Below are 16,547 nucleotides of genomic sequence, written 5' to 3'. Positions count from 1 at the left end.
TGTGATGCTGTGTCGGCCATGGCATACAACGCACAACTCGGCAGGGTCGGCATCTGGGCCGGCGCGCTGCGTACGGACGACACGGCACGACGGCCCCAGGTCGAGGAGGCGGCCGCCGAACTGGAGGAGCTGGGATACCGGGCCCTCTGGATCGGCGGCAGCCCCTCGCCCGATATGGCGTACCACTTGCTGGCCGCCACCTCGCGGGCGACGGTCGGCACCAGCATCCTCAGCATCTGGCAGCACGCGGCCCCCGAGGTCGCCGCGCGCCACGCGCAGTTGACGGACGAGTACGGCGGCCGCTTCCTGCTCGGCCTCGGCGTCAGCCACGCGGAGGCGCAGACCGGGCACACGCTCGACCACCCGCTGGCCAACCGGCCCTACTCGGCCATGCGCTCCTACCTCGACATGCTCGACAACGCGCCCCGCCCGGTGCCCGCCGAGGGGCGCGCGCTGGCGGCGCTCGGCCCGAAGATGCTCCAGCTGGCGGCCGAACGTTCGCTGGGCGCCCTGCCCTATCTCGTCACGGCCGCGCACACCGCCGAGGCCCGCGACATCCTCGGCGCCGACCCGCTGCTCGCCCCGGAACTGAAGGTGATCCTCCTGCGCCCCGGCGCCGACCGCTCCGCGGCCTATGCCACGGCGCGGGACTACCTCTCCTTCTATCTGGGCCTGGCCAACTACCGGAACAGCCTGCTGCGCCTCGGCTTCACCGAGTCCGACTTCGCCGACGGCGGCAGCGAACGCCTCGTGGACGCGGTCGTCGCCATCGGCGACGCCGAGGCCATCCGCGCCCGCGTGGACGAGTTCTTCACCGCCGGCGCCGACCATGTGGCCGTTCAGGTGGTCACCCCGGGCATCGGCACCGACCTCCCCCGCGAGGAGTGGCGGACCCTGGCCGAAGCCCTGCCGCTGGAGGGCTGACACCGGACCGGCGCGGAGCGGCCCCGAGGGTGCGCCGACGGCGTGAGATGGGTCGCTCCCACCTCGGACGGACTGTCGGTCGGGGGACGCAGCGGCGTAGCGTCGGGGCATGTTTGCTGCTTACGCCGCTCGTATCGACAAGGAAGAGCCGCTCAACGGGCTGGAGCTGGGTGAGAGGCCGGAGCCCAAGGTGCCGCCCGGGTGGATGACCGTGGCGGTGAAGGCGGCGTCGCTCAACCATCACGACCTGTGGTCGCTGCGCGGTGTGGGGCTCGGTGAGGAGTCGCTGCCGATGATCCTCGGCTGCGACGCTGCCGGGATCGACGACGACGGCAACGAGGTCGTGCTGCACTCCGTCATCGGGCAGACCGGGCACGGCGTGGGGCCGCGCGAGCCCCGGTCGATCCTCACCGAGCGGTACCAGGGCACGTTCGCCGAGCGGGTGGCCGTACCGCAGTGGAACGTACTGCCCAAGCCGAAGGAGCTGTCCTTCGAGGAGGCGGCCTGCCTGCCGACGGCGTGGCTGACCGCGTACCGGATGCTGTTCACCAACGCCGGGGTCCGGCCCGGCGACTCCGTGCTGGTGCAGGGCGCGGGCGGCGGTGTGGCCACCGCCGCCATCGTGCTCGGAGCCGCCGCCGGACTGCGGGTGTTCGCCACCAGCCGGGACGAGACAAAGCGGAAGCGGGCGCTGGAGCTGGGGGCCGAGGCCGCCGTGGAGGCGGGCGCCCGGCTGCCGCACAGGGTGGACGCCGTGCTGGAGACGGTGGGCGCCGCCACCTGGGCGCACTCGGTCAAGTCGCTGCGCCCCGGCGGCACTCTCGTCATCTCCGGCGCCACCAGCGGCCCGAACCCGCCCGCCGCGGAGCTGAACCGGATCTTCTTCCTGGAGCTGAAGGTGGTCGGCTCCACGATGGGCACCAAGGAGGAGCTGGCCGGGCTGCTGAACTTCTGCGCGGCCAAGGGCGTACGGCCCGTCATCGACTCCGTCCTTCCGCTGGACCGGGCCCGCGAGGGCTTCGCGAAGATGGCGGGCGGCGACCTGTTCGGCAAGGTCGTGCTGACCGTCTGAGCCCCGGCGCCGCGCGGCCGGGAGGGGCTACCTCTTCGGCGCGTGCTGCGCCGTGTACTCGGCGAACGGCGGGATGCCTGCCTCCGCGCGGTAGGCATCCATCTTCTCCGCGTCCTCGACCGGCCACAGCACCGGTGCTCCGTCGGCGGTGATGCCCTGGATCTGGGTGCCGTAGCGCTGCGGCAGGCCCGCGTTGACGTGCAGCCGGTCGCGGAGGAAGGCGAGCCGGGAGGGGCCCTCGGGCCCCGCCGTCCCGTCCTCGACGGCCTGCTCCAGCAGTCGGAGGGCGAGCCGCTGCACGTCCAGTTGCCGGTCCGCGTGCTGGGCCACCAGCCAGGCGCCCAGGGCCGCTTCCTCGCCGACCTCCTCGGCGGTCGGCCAGTGCCCGTGCTGCTCCAGCAGGGCGCGCAGCCGGTCGCCGTGCTGGGCGGTCAGCCGTCGCCAGGCGAGCTGCTGGGCGGGGTCGTCGCTGTTGGCCTGCGGCGCGGCCTGCTGGTCCGCGGTCTTCATGGTGACCAGTTCGTGGCTGAGTTCGAAGTGCTGTTCGCGTGCGGTCATGGCAGCGACTCTAGGAGCGATTCGAGCGCCCGATGTCGTACTGGAGGACGGTGACGAGACCCCCTCCGAGCAGTCATACTGGAACAGACGGCGCGGCCGGGAGGGGTTCCGCGGTGACGCGGATCTTGGACTGGCCGTGGCCCAGCAGCTCCCAGTCGTTCATGAAGCAGGCGCTGAGGCCGTGCCGCTCCGCCAGGCCCGTCAGCGTCTCGGTGCGGTAGTAGAAGTCCTCGCGCAGTACCTGGTGTTCGGTGCCGACCGTGCGGTCGAACGTGAAGTCGAAGAAGCCGCCGGGTGCCAGCACCCGGCCCACATGGGCCAGACACTCCTCGATGACATGCAGCGGCGAGTGCGAGAAGACGCTGTGCGCGTGTACGACGTCGAAGTGCGCCTCGGGCAGGAAGTCCAGCTTCAGATCCTGGGTGAGCGTCAGATGCGGCAGCTTCGCCTGGAGGCCCTGCTCGGTGAGGGTGCGTTTCGCGGCGATCAGCACATCGGGGGAGATGTCGATGCCGTAGTAGTTGCCCGGCTCCAGGTAGTCGATGAAGCGCCAGCCCGCGCGGAGGTTGCCGCAGCCGATGTCGAGCATCCGCGCGGACGGCGCCAGGCCGTGCCCCAGCAGGTAGTCGAACTGGAGCCGGCCCAGCCGCAGCCACTCCTCGCGGGTCGGACTGCCGACCGCGGCGTCCGGGCTGCGCCGGGTGTCGGAGGCCATCACCGCGCGGTAGTAGCTGACGTGGTCGCGGTACTTGAAGGCCAGCCACCGGTCCCGGCCCGCCCGCCGGAGGTAGCCGGGGACGCGCTGCGGGTGGGTCAGCGCGTACCGCGCCTTGTGGGCGAGGGCTGTCCGGTCGACGACGAGGTTCTTCCTGCTGGCCATGGGCACTCCTGGCTGCGAGGCGTCAGGCGCGGGCGGGGCCGCCCGGTGGGTCGGGTGCGCTCGTACGACGAACGCGCTGCTGCCAGTCTTGGCATCGGATTCCGGGAGACGCGCCGTCGGGCTGCGCCGTACGGGCCCTGACTGCCACCCGCAGGGGTGACCCGCGAAAACCGCTGGTCCGTGCGGGTGACCTGCTGCAAGGGTGCGGGGAGAGGGAGCGCCGATGGGAGGGGAGCGATGAGCGGGACGGCTGCGGACGGAACCGCCGCGCGGGACCGGGACGAGCTGTGCGAGATGGTGCTCGGGGGCCACCGGGTGAAGTACCTGTTCTTCTGGGGCCACCGCCCGCCCAGGGGCGGCGGTATCGGTCCCGGCTGTCTCAGCCAGTGGTGGCCCGCCCGGTTCACGGTGGACGGGGTGGAGTACGCCTCCGCCGAGCACTACATGATGGCCGCCAAGGCGCGGCTGTTCGGTGACGCGGAGACGGAGCAGCGGGTGCTGGCGGCGCCCCATCCGGGCGCGGCGAAGGCGCTCGGCCGTCAGGTGCGCGGCTTCGACGAGCAGACCTGGGCACGGGAGCGCTACGGCATCGTCGTACGGGCCAGTACCGCCAAGTTCGGGCAGGACGCCGGGCTGCGGGACTTTCTGCTGGGCACGGCCGGGCGGGTGCTGGTGGAGGCCAGCCCGCTGGACCGCGTATGGGGTATCGGGCTGGCGGCCGACGACGAGCGGGCCGCCGCACCGGACCGCTGGCGCGGGCTCAATCTGCTGGGCTTCGCGCTGATGGAGGCCCGGGACCAGCTCGCGGTCACGCAGCCGCGGGCGGGTCGCTGACCTGCGCCGCCAGCTCCCTCAGCAGCGCCGCCGCCTGGTGGACCGTTCCCTCCACCACTTCGGCGACACTCGGCAGATCGTCGATCACCCCCGCAACCTGGCCCGCGGCCATCACCCCGGCGTCCGTACGGCCCTCCACCATGGCGGCCTTGAGCAGCATGGGGGTGTTGGCGGCGAGCAGCAGCCGGCCGAGGGACAGCTGCTTGCCGTGCCGCAGGGCCCGCCCGTCGCGAAGCATCTCCGCCCATGACAGGCCCGAGTGCTTCTTGAAGGCGGCGGCCTGCCGCAGCGCGCGCAGCAGCGTCGCGGCCCTGCCGGAGGACTCCAGGGCCGCCACCATCTCGCTGCGCAGCATCCGGTGCGGCAGCCCGTCGACCTTTGTGGTGACGGTGATGTCGGTGACCCGGGCCGCCAGATAGCGGGCCTTCACCGCGTCGGGCACCGTCGACTCGCGGGTCAGCAGGAACCGGGTGCCCATGGCGGCGCCCGCCGCGCCGTAGCAGAGCGCGGCGGCCAGCCCGCGCCCGTCGTGGAAGCCGCCCGCGCCGATGACGGGGACACAGGCGCCCCGCAGGGCGTCCACCACCTGCGGCAGCAGCACCGAGGTGGCGACCTGTCCGGTGTGTCCGCCGCCCTCGCTGCCCTGCACCAGCACCGCGTCCGCGCCCCACTCGGCGACCTTCCGCGCGTGCCGTACGGCGCCGACGGACGGGATGACGACGACTCCCGCGTCCTTGAGCCGCCCGATCAGCTCCCGGGAGGGGGCCAGCGCGAAGGAGGCGACGCGGACTTCCTCGTCGATGAGGAGCCGCACCCGGTCGGCCGCGTCGCCCGCGTCGGCGCGCAGGTTGACGCCGAACGGGGCTTCGGTGCGGGACTTCACCTCCCGTACGGCGTCGCGCAGTTGCGGCAGCGTCATGGTGGCCGACGCCAGAATGCCCAGTGCGCCCGCCTCGGCCGTGGCGGAGACCAGGCGCGGTCCTGCGACCCAGCCCATGCCGGTCTGTACGACGGGGTGACGTACGCCGACGAGCGAGGTGAGGGCGGTGCTCAGTGGGGAGCCGGCCGGCGCCGGGCGCGGGTCGGGGCCTGGTTGCCGTTGCGGGGCGGGCTGTGCGCGGGGGGTCATACGCGCACCTCGCGGTCGCGGGTGCCGTGCGGGTCCAGCACGTCGCGGAGCAGCCGCAGTTCGTCGGCGGTCGGTTCGCGGGTGACGGGCACCTCGTCGGGGACGGCGAGTTCGAACCCCGTCCGCTCGCGCACCTGCGCCACGGTGACGCCGGGGTGGACGCTCGCCAGCCGCATCCGGTGGTCTGGCGTCGCGAAGTCGAGTACCGCCAGATCGGTGACGACCCGCCGCAGCCCGTGGAACCGCGCTGCGACCGGGCCCGCCTCGGCCGCCCGGTCGTAGCCCACACCGCTGACCATGTCCACGCGGGGGACGAAGACCCGCGGCGAGTGCCGGGGCACCCAGTAGGAGACGGGGTGGTTGACGGTGTTGGAGGGCGCCCCGCGTGCGCCGAGCAGCTGCCGCTTCGGGCGGGCCCAGTCGCCGATGCAGGAGATGTTCTGGTTGCCGTACCGGTCGAGTTGGCTCGCGCCCATCATCATGTGCCGCTTGCCGCGCGCGGCGAGGGAGAGGTGTTTGCGGTACGGCAGCCAGCCCTCGATCCGCGCCGGGTCCTCCGGTGTGCTCAGCAGCATCGCCTCCCCATCGGTCAGCAGCAGCCGCGGGCTGAACGTCAGCCGGGCCAGCCGGGCCCCCAGCGTGGGGACGGTGCCCGCCGTCGCGGCCAGCACCTCGCCGTCGCCGCGCCACGCCTCGGCGCAGGCGACGACGCAGACCTCAGCGCGCGCGGCCGCAGTTGGTGCCGTCATGCCGGTGCCTCCTCCCGCGTGGAGTGCGCGCTCACCGCCTGCTGGTAGGAGTGTTCGTCGCCGGACAGGAAGCGTGCCTCGAACGCCCGCCAGGTGTCCGGGGCTTGGGCGGCCTGCACGTAGGTGCGCTGGAACACCTCGTCGCGCCCGTAGTCGGGGGCGCAGCTGGTGAAGTGTGCGCCGCGCGGGGTGTGCAGTACCCCGGTGATGTTCTGCCGCTGCACCAGTAGCGACTGCGGCGGCCCGGTGAAGCGGTCGACGAGCTGTTCGCACGACAGATAGGCGCGCTCGGCCGCTTCGGTGAACAGGTCGTCGAAGTAGGGGTCGGGGCCCAGTAGTTGCCCGTTGCCGCGTACGTCGGCGCGGTTCATGTGCACCAGCGCCACATCCATCGTCAGCGCCGGTGCCGCCAGCAGTTCCTCGCCGTCCTCGTACGGGGAGACCACCGTGCGCAGCCGGGGGTTGTGGCGGGGGATGTCGGAGCCGAGGCCGCCGCGTACGGGCAGGAACGGCAGCCGGTGCGCGGCTGCCGTCAGCCCCCACAGGAACATCGACTCGTCCCACTCCTCGAACTCCAGGGCCGCCGTCTCGCGGGCGGCGCGGAAGTGCGGCTCCAGCGGCACCGAGTCCAGCGTCACGAACGGCGCGATCAGTCTGCGGATCCGCCCGGCCGCGGCGAGCAGCCCGACGTCGGGTCCGCCGCAGGAGATGACGGTCAGATCTGTGACGTCGGTACGCAGCAGCGCCCGTACGAGCGCCATCGGTTTGCGCCGCGCGCCCCAGCCGCCGATGCCGACGGTCATGCCGGACTCGATCCGCCCGGCGAACCCGGCGAGGGAGAGCCGCTTGTCGAGGTCGGTCACTCAGCTCAGCTCCCTTGCCGGTGCGGTGCGTCGACGAAGGCGTCCCGGTGCCGGTCGGAGACGCCCGCGAGGTTGGCCTCGAAGGTGAAGCCCTGCTCGTAGCGGTAGCTGCGGCGCACATCGACCGGGTCGATCCCGTTGAGCGCCTCCTTGGCCAGCCGGAGCAGATACCCGTCCTTGGCGGCGATCCGGCCCGCCAGCTCCAGCGCCGTCTCCAACAGGGTGTGCCGGCTGTCGGCCAGCGCCCATACGGCCCCGTGGTGATGCAGTTCGCGTGCGGTCACGGTGCGGCCCGTGTAGTAGAGCGGGCGCACCAGGTGCGGTGGCAGCAGGCGGGACAGATGGGTGGCCGCGCCCAGGGCACCGCGGTCGAGTTCGGGGAGCCCGAAGGTGGCGTCCTCGGTCGCCACCAGCGCGTCGGCGTTGCCGACCAGGCCGATACCGCCGCCCAGGCAGTGGCCGTGCACGGCTGCGACGACGGGCACCTCGCACTCGTACACCGCCGCGAACGCCGCCGCGCAGCCGCGGTTGGCGCCGATGAGGGCGCTGTGGCCCGCGGTGCGCTGCATCTCCTTGATGTCGACTCCCGCGTTGAAGCCCCGGCCGGCGCCGGTCAGTACGACGGCGCGGTGTGCCCGGTCGCGGCCCGCGGCCGTGAGGGCTTCCGCCAGTTCGTACCAGGCCCGCACCGGGAGGGCGTTGACGGGCGGATGGTCGACGGTCACCACTGCGACGCCGTCGCGTGGGGTGGAGGTGGAGACAGACATCGCGGGATCAGCTACCTTTCCCTTTCCACCTAACGTTTGTTTGGTGCAAGCTAGCAGCGCGGTCGTCCCGAAGAAAGAGCCGAGCCATGAGCGTTGCTGTCGTCACCGGCGGAACCCGCGGCGTGGGTGCGGGTATCGCCCGCGCGTTCCTCCGCGACGGTGCGGAGGTCGTCGTCTGCGCCCGCAACCCACCCGCGCACCCCCTCACGGCCGAGGGCCGCCGGGCCCGCTACCTCCCGCTCGACGTACGGGACCCGGACGCGGCGGCGGAGTTGTGCCACCGCGTCGCCCGCGACCACGGCTCCCTCGACGTGCTGGTCAACAACGCGGGCGGCACCCCGTACCGCCCACTGTCCGAGGGCGCTCCCCGCCAGCACGCCCGTATCGTCGAGCTCAACCTCCTCGCGCCGCTGCACCTCTCCCGCGCGGCGTACCCGATCATGCGCGGCCAGCGGGGCGGCACCGTCGTGATGGTGGGCAGCGTCAGCGGCGGCCGTCCCTCGCCGGGGACGGCGGCGTACGGCGCGGCCAAGGCGGGGCTGGAGAATCTGGCGCGGTCGATGGCGATGGAGTGGGCCGCCGACGGGGTGCGGGTCAACACCGTCGTCCTGGGGATGGCCCGCACCGAGCTGACCGAGCTGCACTACGGCGACGAGGCAGGCGTCGCGGCCGTCAGCGCCACGGTGCCGCTGGGACGGCTGGCGGAGCCCGAGGAGGTGGGCGCCGCCTGCGTGTTCCTGGCCTCCGACGCCGCGCGCTACATCACCGGCGCCTCCCTCGCGGTGCACGGCGGCGGGGAGCGCCCGGCTTTTCTGGACGCCGCGAACGTCAACAGAGCCTGAGCCCGGAGGTCGTCATGCCCCAGCAGCGAGCCACCCCCACCCACGACCGCCCCGCCGAGGGCCGCGTCGTCATCGTCACCGGCGCCGGCCGTGGGCTGGGCCGTGCGCACGCGCTCGCGTTCGCCCGCGCGGGCGCCCGGGTCGTCGTCAACGATCTGGGCGTCGCCCTCGACGGCGCGGACAGCGCGGAAGCCGCCGCGACCCCCGCCGAGCAGGTTGCCGCCGAGATCCGCGCGAGCGGCGGCGAGGCGGCCGTCAGCACGGACGACGTGGCCGACAGCGAGGGAGCCGCGCGGCTGGTCCGTACGGCACTGGACCGGTTCGGCCGCCTGGACACCCTCGTCAACAACGCCGGGTTCCTGCGCGACCGGATGCTGGTGAACCTCGACGAGGACGACTGGGACGCGGTTGTACGGGTGCACCTCAAGGGGCACTTCCTGCCGATGAGGCACGCGGCGGCGCACTGGCGCACCGAGTCCAAGGCGGGCCGTACGACGCGGGCCCGGATCGTCAACACCTCGTCGGGCGCCGGGCTGTTGGGCGCCGTGGGACAGGGCAACTACGCGGCGGCGAAGGCCGGTATCGCCGCGCTCACCCTCGTCGCCGCCGCCGAGTTCGGCCGCTACGGCGTCCAGGTCAACGCGGTCGCACCGGCGGCCCGCACCCGGATGACGGAGCGGACCTTCGCGGCGGAGATGGCGGCGCCCGTCGGCGGCGGGTTCGACGCGATGGCCCCCGGGAATGTCTCCCCGCTCGTCGTCTACCTCGGCTCCGACGTCTCCGAGGGCATCACCGGCCGCGTCTTCGAGGCGGAGGGCGGCCGGATCACCGTCATGGCCGGCTGGCACCGCGCCGCTTGCGCTGACAAGGGCGCCCAATGGGATCCGGGGGAACTGGACGGTCCGGTCCGCGATTTGATTGCGGAGTCGCCCGATCCAGAGCCGGTGTACGGCGCGGGGTGAGGGCTGCGCCCCGTAAGGGGCGCGGGGAACTGCGCGACCAGCCACAACGCACCCGCAGCCTGCGGACAACGGGCAGGGGCACCCCCTCATCACCCCACGGGCCCGGCCACCCTGCTCACCGGGCCGCCATCCAACAACTCCGCATGACGAAGAGCAAAGTCCCCATTCGGCAGCAACCCGGAAAAACGTTCGCCGCGCACCTCGCCGGGCAGAAACGAGCGCAGCGAACGGCGCATACCGGCGGTGTAGTCCACCGGCTCACCCCACCCAGGCGGCGCCTCATCGCTGCCGTACAGCACCCAGTGGTCGACGGGGACCTTCCCCACCATGCCGGGCGGCCGCCCGGTGTGCGCGTCCAGCGCGGGCGCGGTCAGCACGTCCGGGTCGCGCGGCGAGTACCACATGAGCAGCGGCTTGGCCTGCGCCGCCTCGGTGTTGTCGAAGCAGCACACGGCCATCGCGTACCCGGGATAACGCTCCGCGTAGAACCGCATCAGCTCCGGGTTGAGGGCCGGCCGCTTGTGTGCGGGCACCCGGTGGAGCGCGGCGGGCAGTTCGGTGGGGTCGGTGGCGAGCAGCACGGTGTAGATGTCGTGCTCGAAGACCTGCACTCCGTACGCCGGCTGCTCCCACCCCATCCAGGCCATACCGCCTGCCGGAACGGACCTGGGCCGTACGGCGTCCACCATCCGCTCCAGCACGTCGGAACTGCGCCCCACGTCCAGGAAGTTGTCCTGTGTCATTCCCCGCGCGGGCAGATGCAGCAGCATCGCGTTGGGGCCGTCGGCGCGGTTGACGGCGGTGTTCTGGTAGCCGAGGACGTGCACCAGACCGTGCTCGGGATGGTGCAGCCGCCCCATGTACAGCGTGGTGCCGGAGAACTCGGCCGGGCCCATGGAGACACACATGGGCTCACGATCTCAAACCCCCTAGCGGAGCCCGGCCGCGGGTTCGTCAGAGCCGTTCGATGATCGTGACGTTCGCCTGGCCGCCGCCCTCGCACATGGTCTGGAGCCCGTAGCGGCCGCCGGTGCGCTCCAGTTCGTGGAGGAGGGTCGTCAGCAGCCGGGTGCCGGTGGCGCCGAGGGGGTGGCCCAGGGCGATGGCGCCGCCGTTGACGTTGACCTTGTCCGGGTCGCAGCCGGTCTCCCGCAGCCAGGCCAGCACCACGGGGGCGAACGCCTCGTTGATCTCGACCAGATCGATGTCCTCCAGTGTCATCCCGGCCCGCTTCAGGGCGTGCGCTGTCGCCGGGATCGGCGCGGTCAGCATGCGGATCGGGTCCTCGCCGCGTACGGAGAGATGGTGCACGCGGGCGCGCGGGGTGAGGCCATGGGTGCGTACGGCCTCCTCGGAGGCGAGCAGCACGGCGGAGGAGGCGTCCGAGATCTGCGAGGAGACGGCCGCCGTCAGCCGTCCGCCCGGCATCAGCGGGTCGAGGGCCGCCATCTTCGCCAGGCTGGTGCCGCGCCGTGGACCCTCGTCCACCGCGTGGTCGCCGTAGGGGGCGATCTCCCGCTCGAATCGGCCCTCGTCGATGGCGCGCAGCGCCCGTTCGTGCGAGCGCAGCGCCCAGCGCTCCATCTCCGTACGGCTGATGCCCCACTGCTCGGCGATCAGCTCGGCGCCGTGGAACTGGTCGACGGGCGCGTCACCGTAGCGGGCCCGCCAGCCGGCGGAGCCCTGGAACGGGCCCTCGGTGAGGCCGAGCGGGGCGCCCGCCTGCCGGGAGGCGTAACCGATGGGGACCTGCGACATGTTCTGCACCCCGCCCGCGACCACCAGATCGGCCGTGCCCGACATGACGGCCTGCGCCGCGAAGTGCACGGCCTGCTGCGAGGAGCCGCACTGCCGGTCGACGGTGACGCCGGGCACCGACTCGGGCAGCCCGGCGGCCAGCCACGCCGTACGCGCGATGTCACCGGCCTGCGGACCGACGGTGTCCAGACAGCCGAAGACGACGTCCTCGACCGCCTCCGGGTCCACCCCGGCCCACTCCACCAGCGCGCGCAGCGCGTGCGCGCCCAGATCCGCCGGGTGCACACCGGCCAGCGCCCCGCCGCGCTTGCCGACGGGCGATCTGACCGCCTGGACCACATACGCCTCACCGCGGGACATCAGGTCACGCTCCTTGGATCATCGGGCCACCGGGTGGGTGGCGATTCCGTCGAGCACCATCGAGGTGTACTGCTCGGCAATGTCCGCCGCGCTCTTGCGCCCTCCGGGCCGGAACCAGACCGCCGCCACCCACACCGTGTCGCGTACGAACCGATAGGCGACGGGGATGTCCAGCCCGCTGCGGAAGCTGCCGTCGGCCACTCCGCGCTCCAGGGTCCGCGTCCACAGCTTCTGGAAGCGCTCCTGGGAGTCGGCCAGATACCGGAACCGTTCCTGGGAGGCCAGTCTGCGGGCCTCCTTCTGGTAGATGACGACTGCCGGACGGTGCCGCTCCATCTGCCGGAACGACTCGGTGACCAGCCCCTCGAACGTCTCGCGCGGCCCCAGCCCGGCCTCCTCGATCCGCTGGTAGCCCGCCCACAGATCGGTCAGGAAGGCGCTGAGGATCTCGTCGGCCATCGACTCCTTGGAGTCGAAGTGGTAGTAGAGGCTGCCCGCCAGCATCCCGGCGCGGTCCGCGATCGTGCGGACGGTGGTCGCGTTGTAGCCCAACTCCGCGAACACCTCGGCCGCGGTCGCCAGCAGTTCGGTACGGCGCCCGGCACCGGGGGCGGTCTTCTTCGGCGTCACCATGGGTCCATTGTCCGTCGGGGCTCGTCAGGGGCGTCGGCTGCCGGTGCTCACGGGTGCTGGCTGCTGACGGCGACCGTCTCCCCTGTCATGTACGAGGAGTAGTCGCTGGCCAGGAAGACGATCACGTTGGCGATCTCCCACGGCTCCGCGTACCGCCCGAACGCCTCCCGGCCCGTCAGCTCCGCCAGCAGCTCCGGCGTGGTGACCTTCACCAGGTTCGGGTGCATCGCCAGTGACGGGGAGACCGCGTTGACCCGTACGCCGAACTCCGCCGCTTCCAGTGCAGCGCAGCGGGTCAGCGCCATCACGCCCGCCTTGGCCGCCGCGTAGTGTGCCTGGCCGCGCTGGGCCCGCCAGCCGACGACCGAGGCGTTGTTGACGATCACCCCGCCGTCCGGCTGGCCGCGCATGGCACGCAGTCCCGCACGGGTGCAGCGGAAGGTGCCGTTCAGCGTGGTGTCCAGTACGCGGGACCACTGCTCGTCGGACATCTCCACCAACTCGGCGGTACCGCCCAGGCCCGCGTTGTTGACGAGTACGTCGATGCGGCCGTGGCGGGCCGTGCAGGCGTCCAGCAGCGCGCCGACCTGGTCCTCCTCGGTGACGTCGCAGCGCACGGCCCGGACCCGGCCGGGCCCGAACTCCCGGGCCAGCGCCTGCTCCGTCTCGCCGAGGCGGCGCTCGTGCACATCACCGATGACGACACCCGCGGCACCTTCCTCCAGTACGCGGCGTGCCGTCGCACCGCCGATCCCGCTTCCGGCCGCCGCGGTGACGACGACGGAGCGGCCGGCCAGCAGCCCGTGCGGTGCCGGGCAGACGGGTGCGGCACTGCTCATACGGCGGCCCCTCGCGGCTCTCGACGTGCTGGCGGAGCCACGTTAATCTACCAAACACTTGTTAGGGAAGAGTGCGCAGCCCCATGTGATGCAGCCTCGTGCGAGGAGAGCCCGCATGCCCGACGACCGCCCCATGGCCCCGGAGGTGGTGACGTACGAGCGCGTCGGCGCCGTCGCCCGCGTCACCCTCAACCGGCCCGAGTACCGCAACGCCCAGAACTCGGCGATGACCTACGCCCTCGACGCGGCGTTCCGGCGGGCCGCCGACGACGACGCGGTCCGCGCGGTGGTGCTCGCCGGCGCGGGCAAGCACTTCAGCGCCGGGCACGACATCGGCACCCCGGCACGGGACGCGCATCTGTCCTTCCCGCGCCGGGCCGGACTGTGGTGGGACCACGTCGGCAAGGAGGGCGGCGAGTCCCGCTACGCCCGGGAGTCCGAGGTCTATCTGGGCATGTGCCGCCGCTGGCGCGAGCTCCCCAAGCCCGTCGTCTGCGCCGTGCAGGGTGCCTGCGTGGCGGGCGGACTGATGCTCGCCTGGGTGTGCGACCTGATCGTGGCCAGCGAGGACGCCTTCTTCGCCGACCCGGTGGTACGGATGGGCATCCCCGGCGTCGAGTACTTCGCCCACCCCTGGGTGATGGGGCCCCGCGTCGCCAAGGAGTTCCTGTACACGGGGGAGAGGATGAGCGCCCGGCGCGCGTACGAGATCGGCATGGTCAACCGCGTCGTCCCGCGCGCCGAACTCGCCGCCGAGGCCGAGGCGCTGGCAGCCCGCATCGCCGAGATGCCCCGCTTCGGCCTCGCCCTGACCAAGCGCGCCGTCAACCAGGCCGAGGACCTGATGGGCCTGCACAGCGGCCTGGACTCGGTCTTCGGACTGCATCACTTGGCGCACGCGCACAATGCCGAGACGGGCACGGACGCGCTGGGCGGGATGGACGCGCGTGCGATGCGGGAGGTGGGGCGGGGTGGCAATTCCCCTGCACGGGGCGCGGGTTCGAGGGTCGGGTCCGGGGGTGGGTCTGAGTCGGCGCGCGGGGCCGAGTCGGCGGCGGGTCCCGGGGGCGGATCCGAGCCGGCGTCCGAGGCTGAGCCGGTGCCCGGCCCCAGGAGCGGGTCCGGACCGGAGCCCGAGGCCGGGGGCAGGGCCTGAGTATGGATCTGGAATTCAGCCCCGCCGAGGAGGACTTCCGGGCCGAGGCGCGTGCCTGGCTGGCGGCGCACGTGCCCGCCGAGCCGTTGCCGTCGCTGGAGACGGCCGAGGGCTTCGCCGCGCACCGGGCCTGGGAGCGCGAGCTGTACGACGGCGGCTGGTCGGTCGTCTCCTGGCCGCGCGCGTACGGGGGTCGCGGGGCGAGCCTCACCGAGTGGCTGATCTTCGAGGAGGAGTACTACGCGGCCGGTGCGCCGGGCCGCGTCGGCCAGAACGGCATCAACCTCCTCGCCCCCACCCTCTTCGCACACGGCACCGAGGAGCAACTGGCCCGCGTTCTGCCGCCGATGGCCGCCGGCGAGACGATCTGGGCGCAGGCGTGGTCCGAACCGGAGGCCGGCTCCGACCTCGCCGCACTGCGCTCCCGCGCCGAACGGGCCGGTGGGGGCTGGCTGCTGCACGGTCACAAGACCTGGTCCTCCCGTGCCGCGTTCGCCGACCGCGCCTTCGGCCTCTTCCGCACCGACCCAGAACAAGAACGGCACCGGGGGCTGAGCTATCTGATGTTCCCGCTCGACGCGCCGGGCGTCACCGTACGGCCCATCGGCCGGCTGGACGGCAAGCCGGCGTTCGCCGAGATCTTCCTGGACGGCGTCTTCGTGCCGGACGCGGACGTCATCGGCGAGCCGGGCCAGGGCTGGCGTGCCGCCATGTCGACCGCGGGCAACGAGCGGGGGCTCACCCTGCGTTCACCCGGCCGCTTCACCGCCGCCGCCGAACGGCTGCGGCAGCTGTGGCGGGAGCGCGCCGCGCCCGGCGACACGGCGCTCGCCGGACGGGTGGCCGACGCCTGGATACGGGCCCGCGCGTACCAGCTCGCGGGGTACGCGGCGGCGTCGGAGGGCCCGGGGGCGGCAGCGCAGGGGAGCGCGGCGTCGCGGATGCCGGGAGTGGGGGAGCGGGGAACACCGCCGCCCTCCATGAACAAAATCTTCTGGTCCGAACTCGACATCGACCTGCACGAGACCGCACTCGAGCTGCTCGGCCCCGGTACGGCCGAAATCGCCGAGGGACCGCCGGAGTCCGGCCGGCTGGACGGCTGGCTGGACGGCTGGATCTTCGCCCTCGCCGGTCCGGTCTACGCCGGGACCAACGAGATCCAGCGCGACATCGTCGCCGAGCGCGTACTCGGCCTGCCGAGAGGACGCTGAACTGCCATGCGCTTCCTGCCGGACCAGGACCATCGCAGCTACGCCGCAACCGTCCGCCGCCTGCTCGCCGACGCCGACCATCACAAGGCCGCCCGCGCCTGGGCCGCGGGCGATTACGCCCCGGGCCGCGCCCTGTGGCGGTCCCTCGCGGACACCGGCCTGCCCGCGCTCGCCGTCCCCGAGCAACCCGGCGGTCCCGGCTGGTACCCGGCCGAACTCGCCTCCGCCTTCATGGAGCTCGGCCGTGCCGGTGCCCCCGGCCCCCTGGTGGAAACGGTCGCCCTGGCCGCGGGTCTGGGCCCCGCCTCGCCATGGCTCGCCGGTCTCCTGGCAGGGGACCAACTGGCAACCGTCGCCGACCCGGGCGCCGGGTACGCGGTGGACGCTCATGTGGCGGAGGCGGCGTTCGTTCTCGTCGGCGAGGGCCTGGCCACCGCCGACCCGCTGGGCGCGCCGTTGCGTTCCGTCGATCCCAGCCGTCATCTGATGCGCTGTGTGCCCGGCGAGGCCGTACCCGCCGACGCCCGGCGGATCCGGGCCCTGGCCACCCTGCTGACGGCGGCGCAACTGCTGGGGGCGGGGCAGGCGCTGCTGGAGGTGAGCGTCTCGTATGCGGGGGAGCGACGGCAGTTCGGGCGGCCGGTGGGATCGTTCCAGGCGGTCAAGCACCAGTTGGCGAGCGCCGCCGTGGCGCTGGAATTCGCGCGCCCCCTGCTGTACGGCGGGGCGCTGGCCGTACGGGGCGACGCCGCGGCCGACCCGCGAGATCTGCCTGCCGCCAAGGCTGCCTGCGCGGACGCCGCGTACCAGGCGGCACGCACCGCACTTCAGGTGCACGGCGCCCTGGGCTACACGGACGAGTACGACCCGACCCTGCTGCTGCGCAAGGTCCGCGCCCTCTACACCGCCTGGGGCACCCGGGCCGCCTGCCACGCGGCCGTACTGGCCGGCGATCCGCTGCCCCGTTGACCGTTCGCCTCAGGAGCTCCCTGCGAGCCCCCCATGGCGAG

General features: G+C 72.9%; 17 protein-coding genes and 1 pseudogene. 8 read left to right on the top strand and 10 right to left on the bottom strand.

Going from position 1 to position 16,547, the window contains the following annotated elements; all coding sequences use genetic code 11:
• Nucleotides 1–18 precede the first annotated feature (18 nt).
• Together ACQEU8_RS11990 and ACQEU8_RS11985 are read left to right on the top strand one after the other, a co-directional pair.
• Nucleotides 19–924 carry a TIGR03620 family F420-dependent LLM class oxidoreductase gene (locus tag ACQEU8_RS11990; RefSeq protein ID WP_433099702.1) on the top strand — a complete coding sequence of 302 codons (906 nt, stop codon included), beginning with the start codon at nucleotides 19–21 and terminating at the stop codon, nucleotides 922–924.
• Nucleotides 925–1,033: 109 nt separating this feature from the next.
• A complete protein-coding gene (locus ACQEU8_RS11985) occupies nucleotides 1,034–1,996 on the top strand; it encodes a zinc-binding dehydrogenase (RefSeq protein WP_433099700.1) in 963 nt (320 codons plus the stop codon).
• A gap of 27 nt (nucleotides 1,997–2,023) precedes the next feature.
• Here the strand turns inward: ACQEU8_RS11985 and ACQEU8_RS11980 are convergent, their stop codons facing one another.
• Together ACQEU8_RS11980 and ACQEU8_RS11975 are read right to left on the bottom strand one after the other, a co-directional pair.
• Complete coding sequence (locus tag ACQEU8_RS11980) at nucleotides 2,024–2,554, bottom strand: DUF6624 domain-containing protein (protein WP_433099698.1); 531 nt, start codon at nucleotides 2,552–2,554, stop codon at nucleotides 2,024–2,026.
• Nucleotides 2,555–2,627: 73 nt separating this feature from the next.
• Nucleotides 2,628–3,434, bottom strand: coding sequence for a class I SAM-dependent methyltransferase (locus ACQEU8_RS11975; RefSeq protein WP_433099696.1), 807 nt, complete (start codon nucleotides 3,432–3,434; stop codon nucleotides 2,628–2,630).
• A 237-nt stretch (nucleotides 3,435–3,671) separates the two neighbouring features.
• On the opposite strand from ACQEU8_RS11975, the gene ACQEU8_RS11970 reads away from it, so the two are divergent.
• The gene (locus tag ACQEU8_RS11970; protein WP_433099694.1) at nucleotides 3,672–4,268 is read left to right on the top strand and encodes an NADAR family protein; all 597 of its coding nucleotides are present in this window, start codon (nucleotides 3,672–3,674) and stop codon (nucleotides 4,266–4,268) included.
• On the opposite strand, the gene ACQEU8_RS11965 is transcribed toward ACQEU8_RS11970, so the two are convergent.
• The 4 genes from ACQEU8_RS11965 to ACQEU8_RS11950 all read right to left on the bottom strand — a co-directional run bounded on the left by ACQEU8_RS11965 (nucleotide 4,243) and on the right by ACQEU8_RS11950 (nucleotide 7,776).
• Nucleotides 4,243–5,322 carry an NAD(P)H-dependent flavin oxidoreductase gene (locus ACQEU8_RS11965; protein ID WP_433102330.1) on the bottom strand — a complete coding sequence of 360 codons (1,080 nt, stop codon included), beginning with the start codon at nucleotides 5,320–5,322 and terminating at the stop codon, nucleotides 4,243–4,245. The genes ACQEU8_RS11970 and ACQEU8_RS11965 overlap by 26 nt on opposite strands.
• A 71-nt stretch (nucleotides 5,323–5,393) precedes the next feature.
• Nucleotides 5,394–6,146 carry a CoA-transferase subunit beta gene (locus tag ACQEU8_RS11960; RefSeq protein ID WP_433099692.1) on the bottom strand — a complete coding sequence of 251 codons (753 nt, stop codon included), beginning with the start codon at nucleotides 6,144–6,146 and terminating at the stop codon, nucleotides 5,394–5,396.
• Nucleotides 6,143–7,009: a CoA transferase subunit A gene (locus ACQEU8_RS11955; RefSeq protein WP_433099690.1), complete on the bottom strand. Its 867-nt coding sequence runs from the start codon at nucleotides 7,007–7,009 to the stop codon at nucleotides 6,143–6,145. The genes ACQEU8_RS11960 and ACQEU8_RS11955 overlap by 4 nt, the downstream gene beginning before the upstream one ends.
• 5 nt (nucleotides 7,010–7,014) lie before the next feature.
• Entirely contained in the window at nucleotides 7,015–7,776 is a 762-nt protein-coding gene (locus ACQEU8_RS11950; RefSeq protein WP_433099688.1) for an enoyl-CoA hydratase family protein, read from the bottom strand.
• Between the two features lie 86 nt (nucleotides 7,777–7,862).
• Between ACQEU8_RS11950 and ACQEU8_RS11945 the strand changes: the two genes are divergently transcribed.
• Nucleotides 7,863–8,618, top strand: coding sequence for an SDR family oxidoreductase (locus ACQEU8_RS11945; protein ID WP_433099686.1), 756 nt, complete (start codon nucleotides 7,863–7,865; stop codon nucleotides 8,616–8,618).
• 14 nt (nucleotides 8,619–8,632) lie between these two features.
• The gene (locus tag ACQEU8_RS11940; protein ID WP_433099684.1) at nucleotides 8,633–9,580 is read left to right on the top strand and encodes an SDR family oxidoreductase; all 948 of its coding nucleotides are present in this window, start codon (nucleotides 8,633–8,635) and stop codon (nucleotides 9,578–9,580) included.
• Between the two features lie 89 nt (nucleotides 9,581–9,669).
• Here ACQEU8_RS11940 and ACQEU8_RS11935 read toward each other — a convergent pair whose 3' ends face one another.
• Genes ACQEU8_RS11935 through ACQEU8_RS11920 form a run of 4 tightly spaced genes read right to left on the bottom strand, consistent with a single transcriptional unit; the run spans nucleotide 9,670 to nucleotide 13,170 of the window.
• Complete coding sequence (locus tag ACQEU8_RS11935; protein ID WP_433099682.1) at nucleotides 9,670–10,488, bottom strand: hypothetical protein; 819 nt, start codon at nucleotides 10,486–10,488, stop codon at nucleotides 9,670–9,672.
• 46 nt (nucleotides 10,489–10,534) lie between these two features.
• Nucleotides 10,535–11,698, bottom strand: coding sequence for an acetyl-CoA C-acetyltransferase (locus tag ACQEU8_RS11930; RefSeq protein ID WP_433099680.1), 1,164 nt, complete (start codon nucleotides 11,696–11,698; stop codon nucleotides 10,535–10,537).
• Between the two features lie 18 nt (nucleotides 11,699–11,716).
• A complete protein-coding gene (locus tag ACQEU8_RS11925) occupies nucleotides 11,717–12,331 on the bottom strand; it encodes a TetR/AcrR family transcriptional regulator (RefSeq protein ID WP_433099678.1) in 615 nt (204 codons plus the stop codon).
• 47 nt (nucleotides 12,332–12,378) lie between these two features.
• Nucleotides 12,379–13,170 (bottom strand): SDR family oxidoreductase, encoded by a 792-nt coding sequence (locus tag ACQEU8_RS11920; protein ID WP_433099676.1) that lies wholly within the window; start codon nucleotides 13,168–13,170, stop codon nucleotides 12,379–12,381.
• 115 nt (nucleotides 13,171–13,285) lie between these two features.
• Between ACQEU8_RS11920 and ACQEU8_RS11915 the strand changes: the two are divergent.
• The 3 genes and pseudogenes from ACQEU8_RS11915 to ACQEU8_RS11905 all read left to right on the top strand — a co-directional run.
• A pseudogene (locus ACQEU8_RS11915) lies at nucleotides 13,286–14,137 on the top strand (enoyl-CoA hydratase); the annotation flags it as partial.
• Between the two features lie 191 nt (nucleotides 14,138–14,328).
• A complete protein-coding gene (locus ACQEU8_RS11910) occupies nucleotides 14,329–15,537 on the top strand; it encodes an acyl-CoA dehydrogenase family protein (RefSeq protein ID WP_433099674.1) in 1,209 nt (402 codons plus the stop codon).
• Between the two features lie 6 nt (nucleotides 15,538–15,543).
• On the top strand, nucleotides 15,544–16,506 hold the full coding sequence (locus tag ACQEU8_RS11905) for an acyl-CoA dehydrogenase family protein (RefSeq protein WP_433099672.1): 963 nt from the start codon (nucleotides 15,544–15,546) through the stop codon (nucleotides 16,504–16,506).
• Nucleotides 16,507–16,547: the final 41 nt, after the last annotated feature.

Origin of the sequence: Streptomyces sp. CA-250714 (assembly GCF_050936705.1) — a bacterium.
Taxonomy (GTDB): Bacteria; Actinomycetota; Actinomycetes; order Streptomycetales; family Streptomycetaceae; genus Streptomyces.
This window is presented reverse-complemented; position numbering and strand designations above follow the sequence as displayed.

Coding starts and splice junctions, on each gene's coding strand:
- ACQEU8_RS11940 (WP_433099684.1), top strand. CDS start 8,633: ATGCCCCAGCAGCGAGCCACCCCCACCCACGACCGCCCCGCCGAGGGC.
- ACQEU8_RS11905 (WP_433099672.1), top strand. CDS start 15,544: ATGCGCTTCCTGCCGGACCAGGACCATCGCAGCTACGCCGCAACCGTC.
- ACQEU8_RS11980 (WP_433099698.1), bottom strand. CDS start 2,554: ATGACCGCACGCGAACAGCACTTCGAACTCAGCCACGAACTGGTCACC.
- ACQEU8_RS11990 (WP_433099702.1), top strand. CDS start 19: ATGGCATACAACGCACAACTCGGCAGGGTCGGCATCTGGGCCGGCGCG.
- ACQEU8_RS11930 (WP_433099680.1), bottom strand. CDS start 11,698: ATGTCCCGCGGTGAGGCGTATGTGGTCCAGGCGGTCAGATCGCCCGTC.
- ACQEU8_RS11970 (WP_433099694.1), top strand. CDS start 3,672: ATGAGCGGGACGGCTGCGGACGGAACCGCCGCGCGGGACCGGGACGAG.
- ACQEU8_RS11960 (WP_433099692.1), bottom strand. CDS start 6,146: ATGACGGCACCAACTGCGGCCGCGCGCGCTGAGGTCTGCGTCGTCGCC.
- ACQEU8_RS11910 (WP_433099674.1), top strand. CDS start 14,329: ATGGATCTGGAATTCAGCCCCGCCGAGGAGGACTTCCGGGCCGAGGCG.
- ACQEU8_RS11985 (WP_433099700.1), top strand. CDS start 1,034: ATGTTTGCTGCTTACGCCGCTCGTATCGACAAGGAAGAGCCGCTCAAC.
- ACQEU8_RS11935 (WP_433099682.1), bottom strand. CDS start 10,488: ATGTGTGTCTCCATGGGCCCGGCCGAGTTCTCCGGCACCACGCTGTAC.
- ACQEU8_RS11975 (WP_433099696.1), bottom strand. CDS start 3,434: ATGGCCAGCAGGAAGAACCTCGTCGTCGACCGGACAGCCCTCGCCCAC.
- ACQEU8_RS11945 (WP_433099686.1), top strand. CDS start 7,863: ATGAGCGTTGCTGTCGTCACCGGCGGAACCCGCGGCGTGGGTGCGGGT.
- ACQEU8_RS11950 (WP_433099688.1), bottom strand. CDS start 7,776: ATGTCTGTCTCCACCTCCACCCCACGCGACGGCGTCGCAGTGGTGACC.
- ACQEU8_RS11920 (WP_433099676.1), bottom strand. CDS start 13,170: ATGAGCAGTGCCGCACCCGTCTGCCCGGCACCGCACGGGCTGCTGGCC.
- ACQEU8_RS11925 (WP_433099678.1), bottom strand. CDS start 12,331: ATGGTGACGCCGAAGAAGACCGCCCCCGGTGCCGGGCGCCGTACCGAA.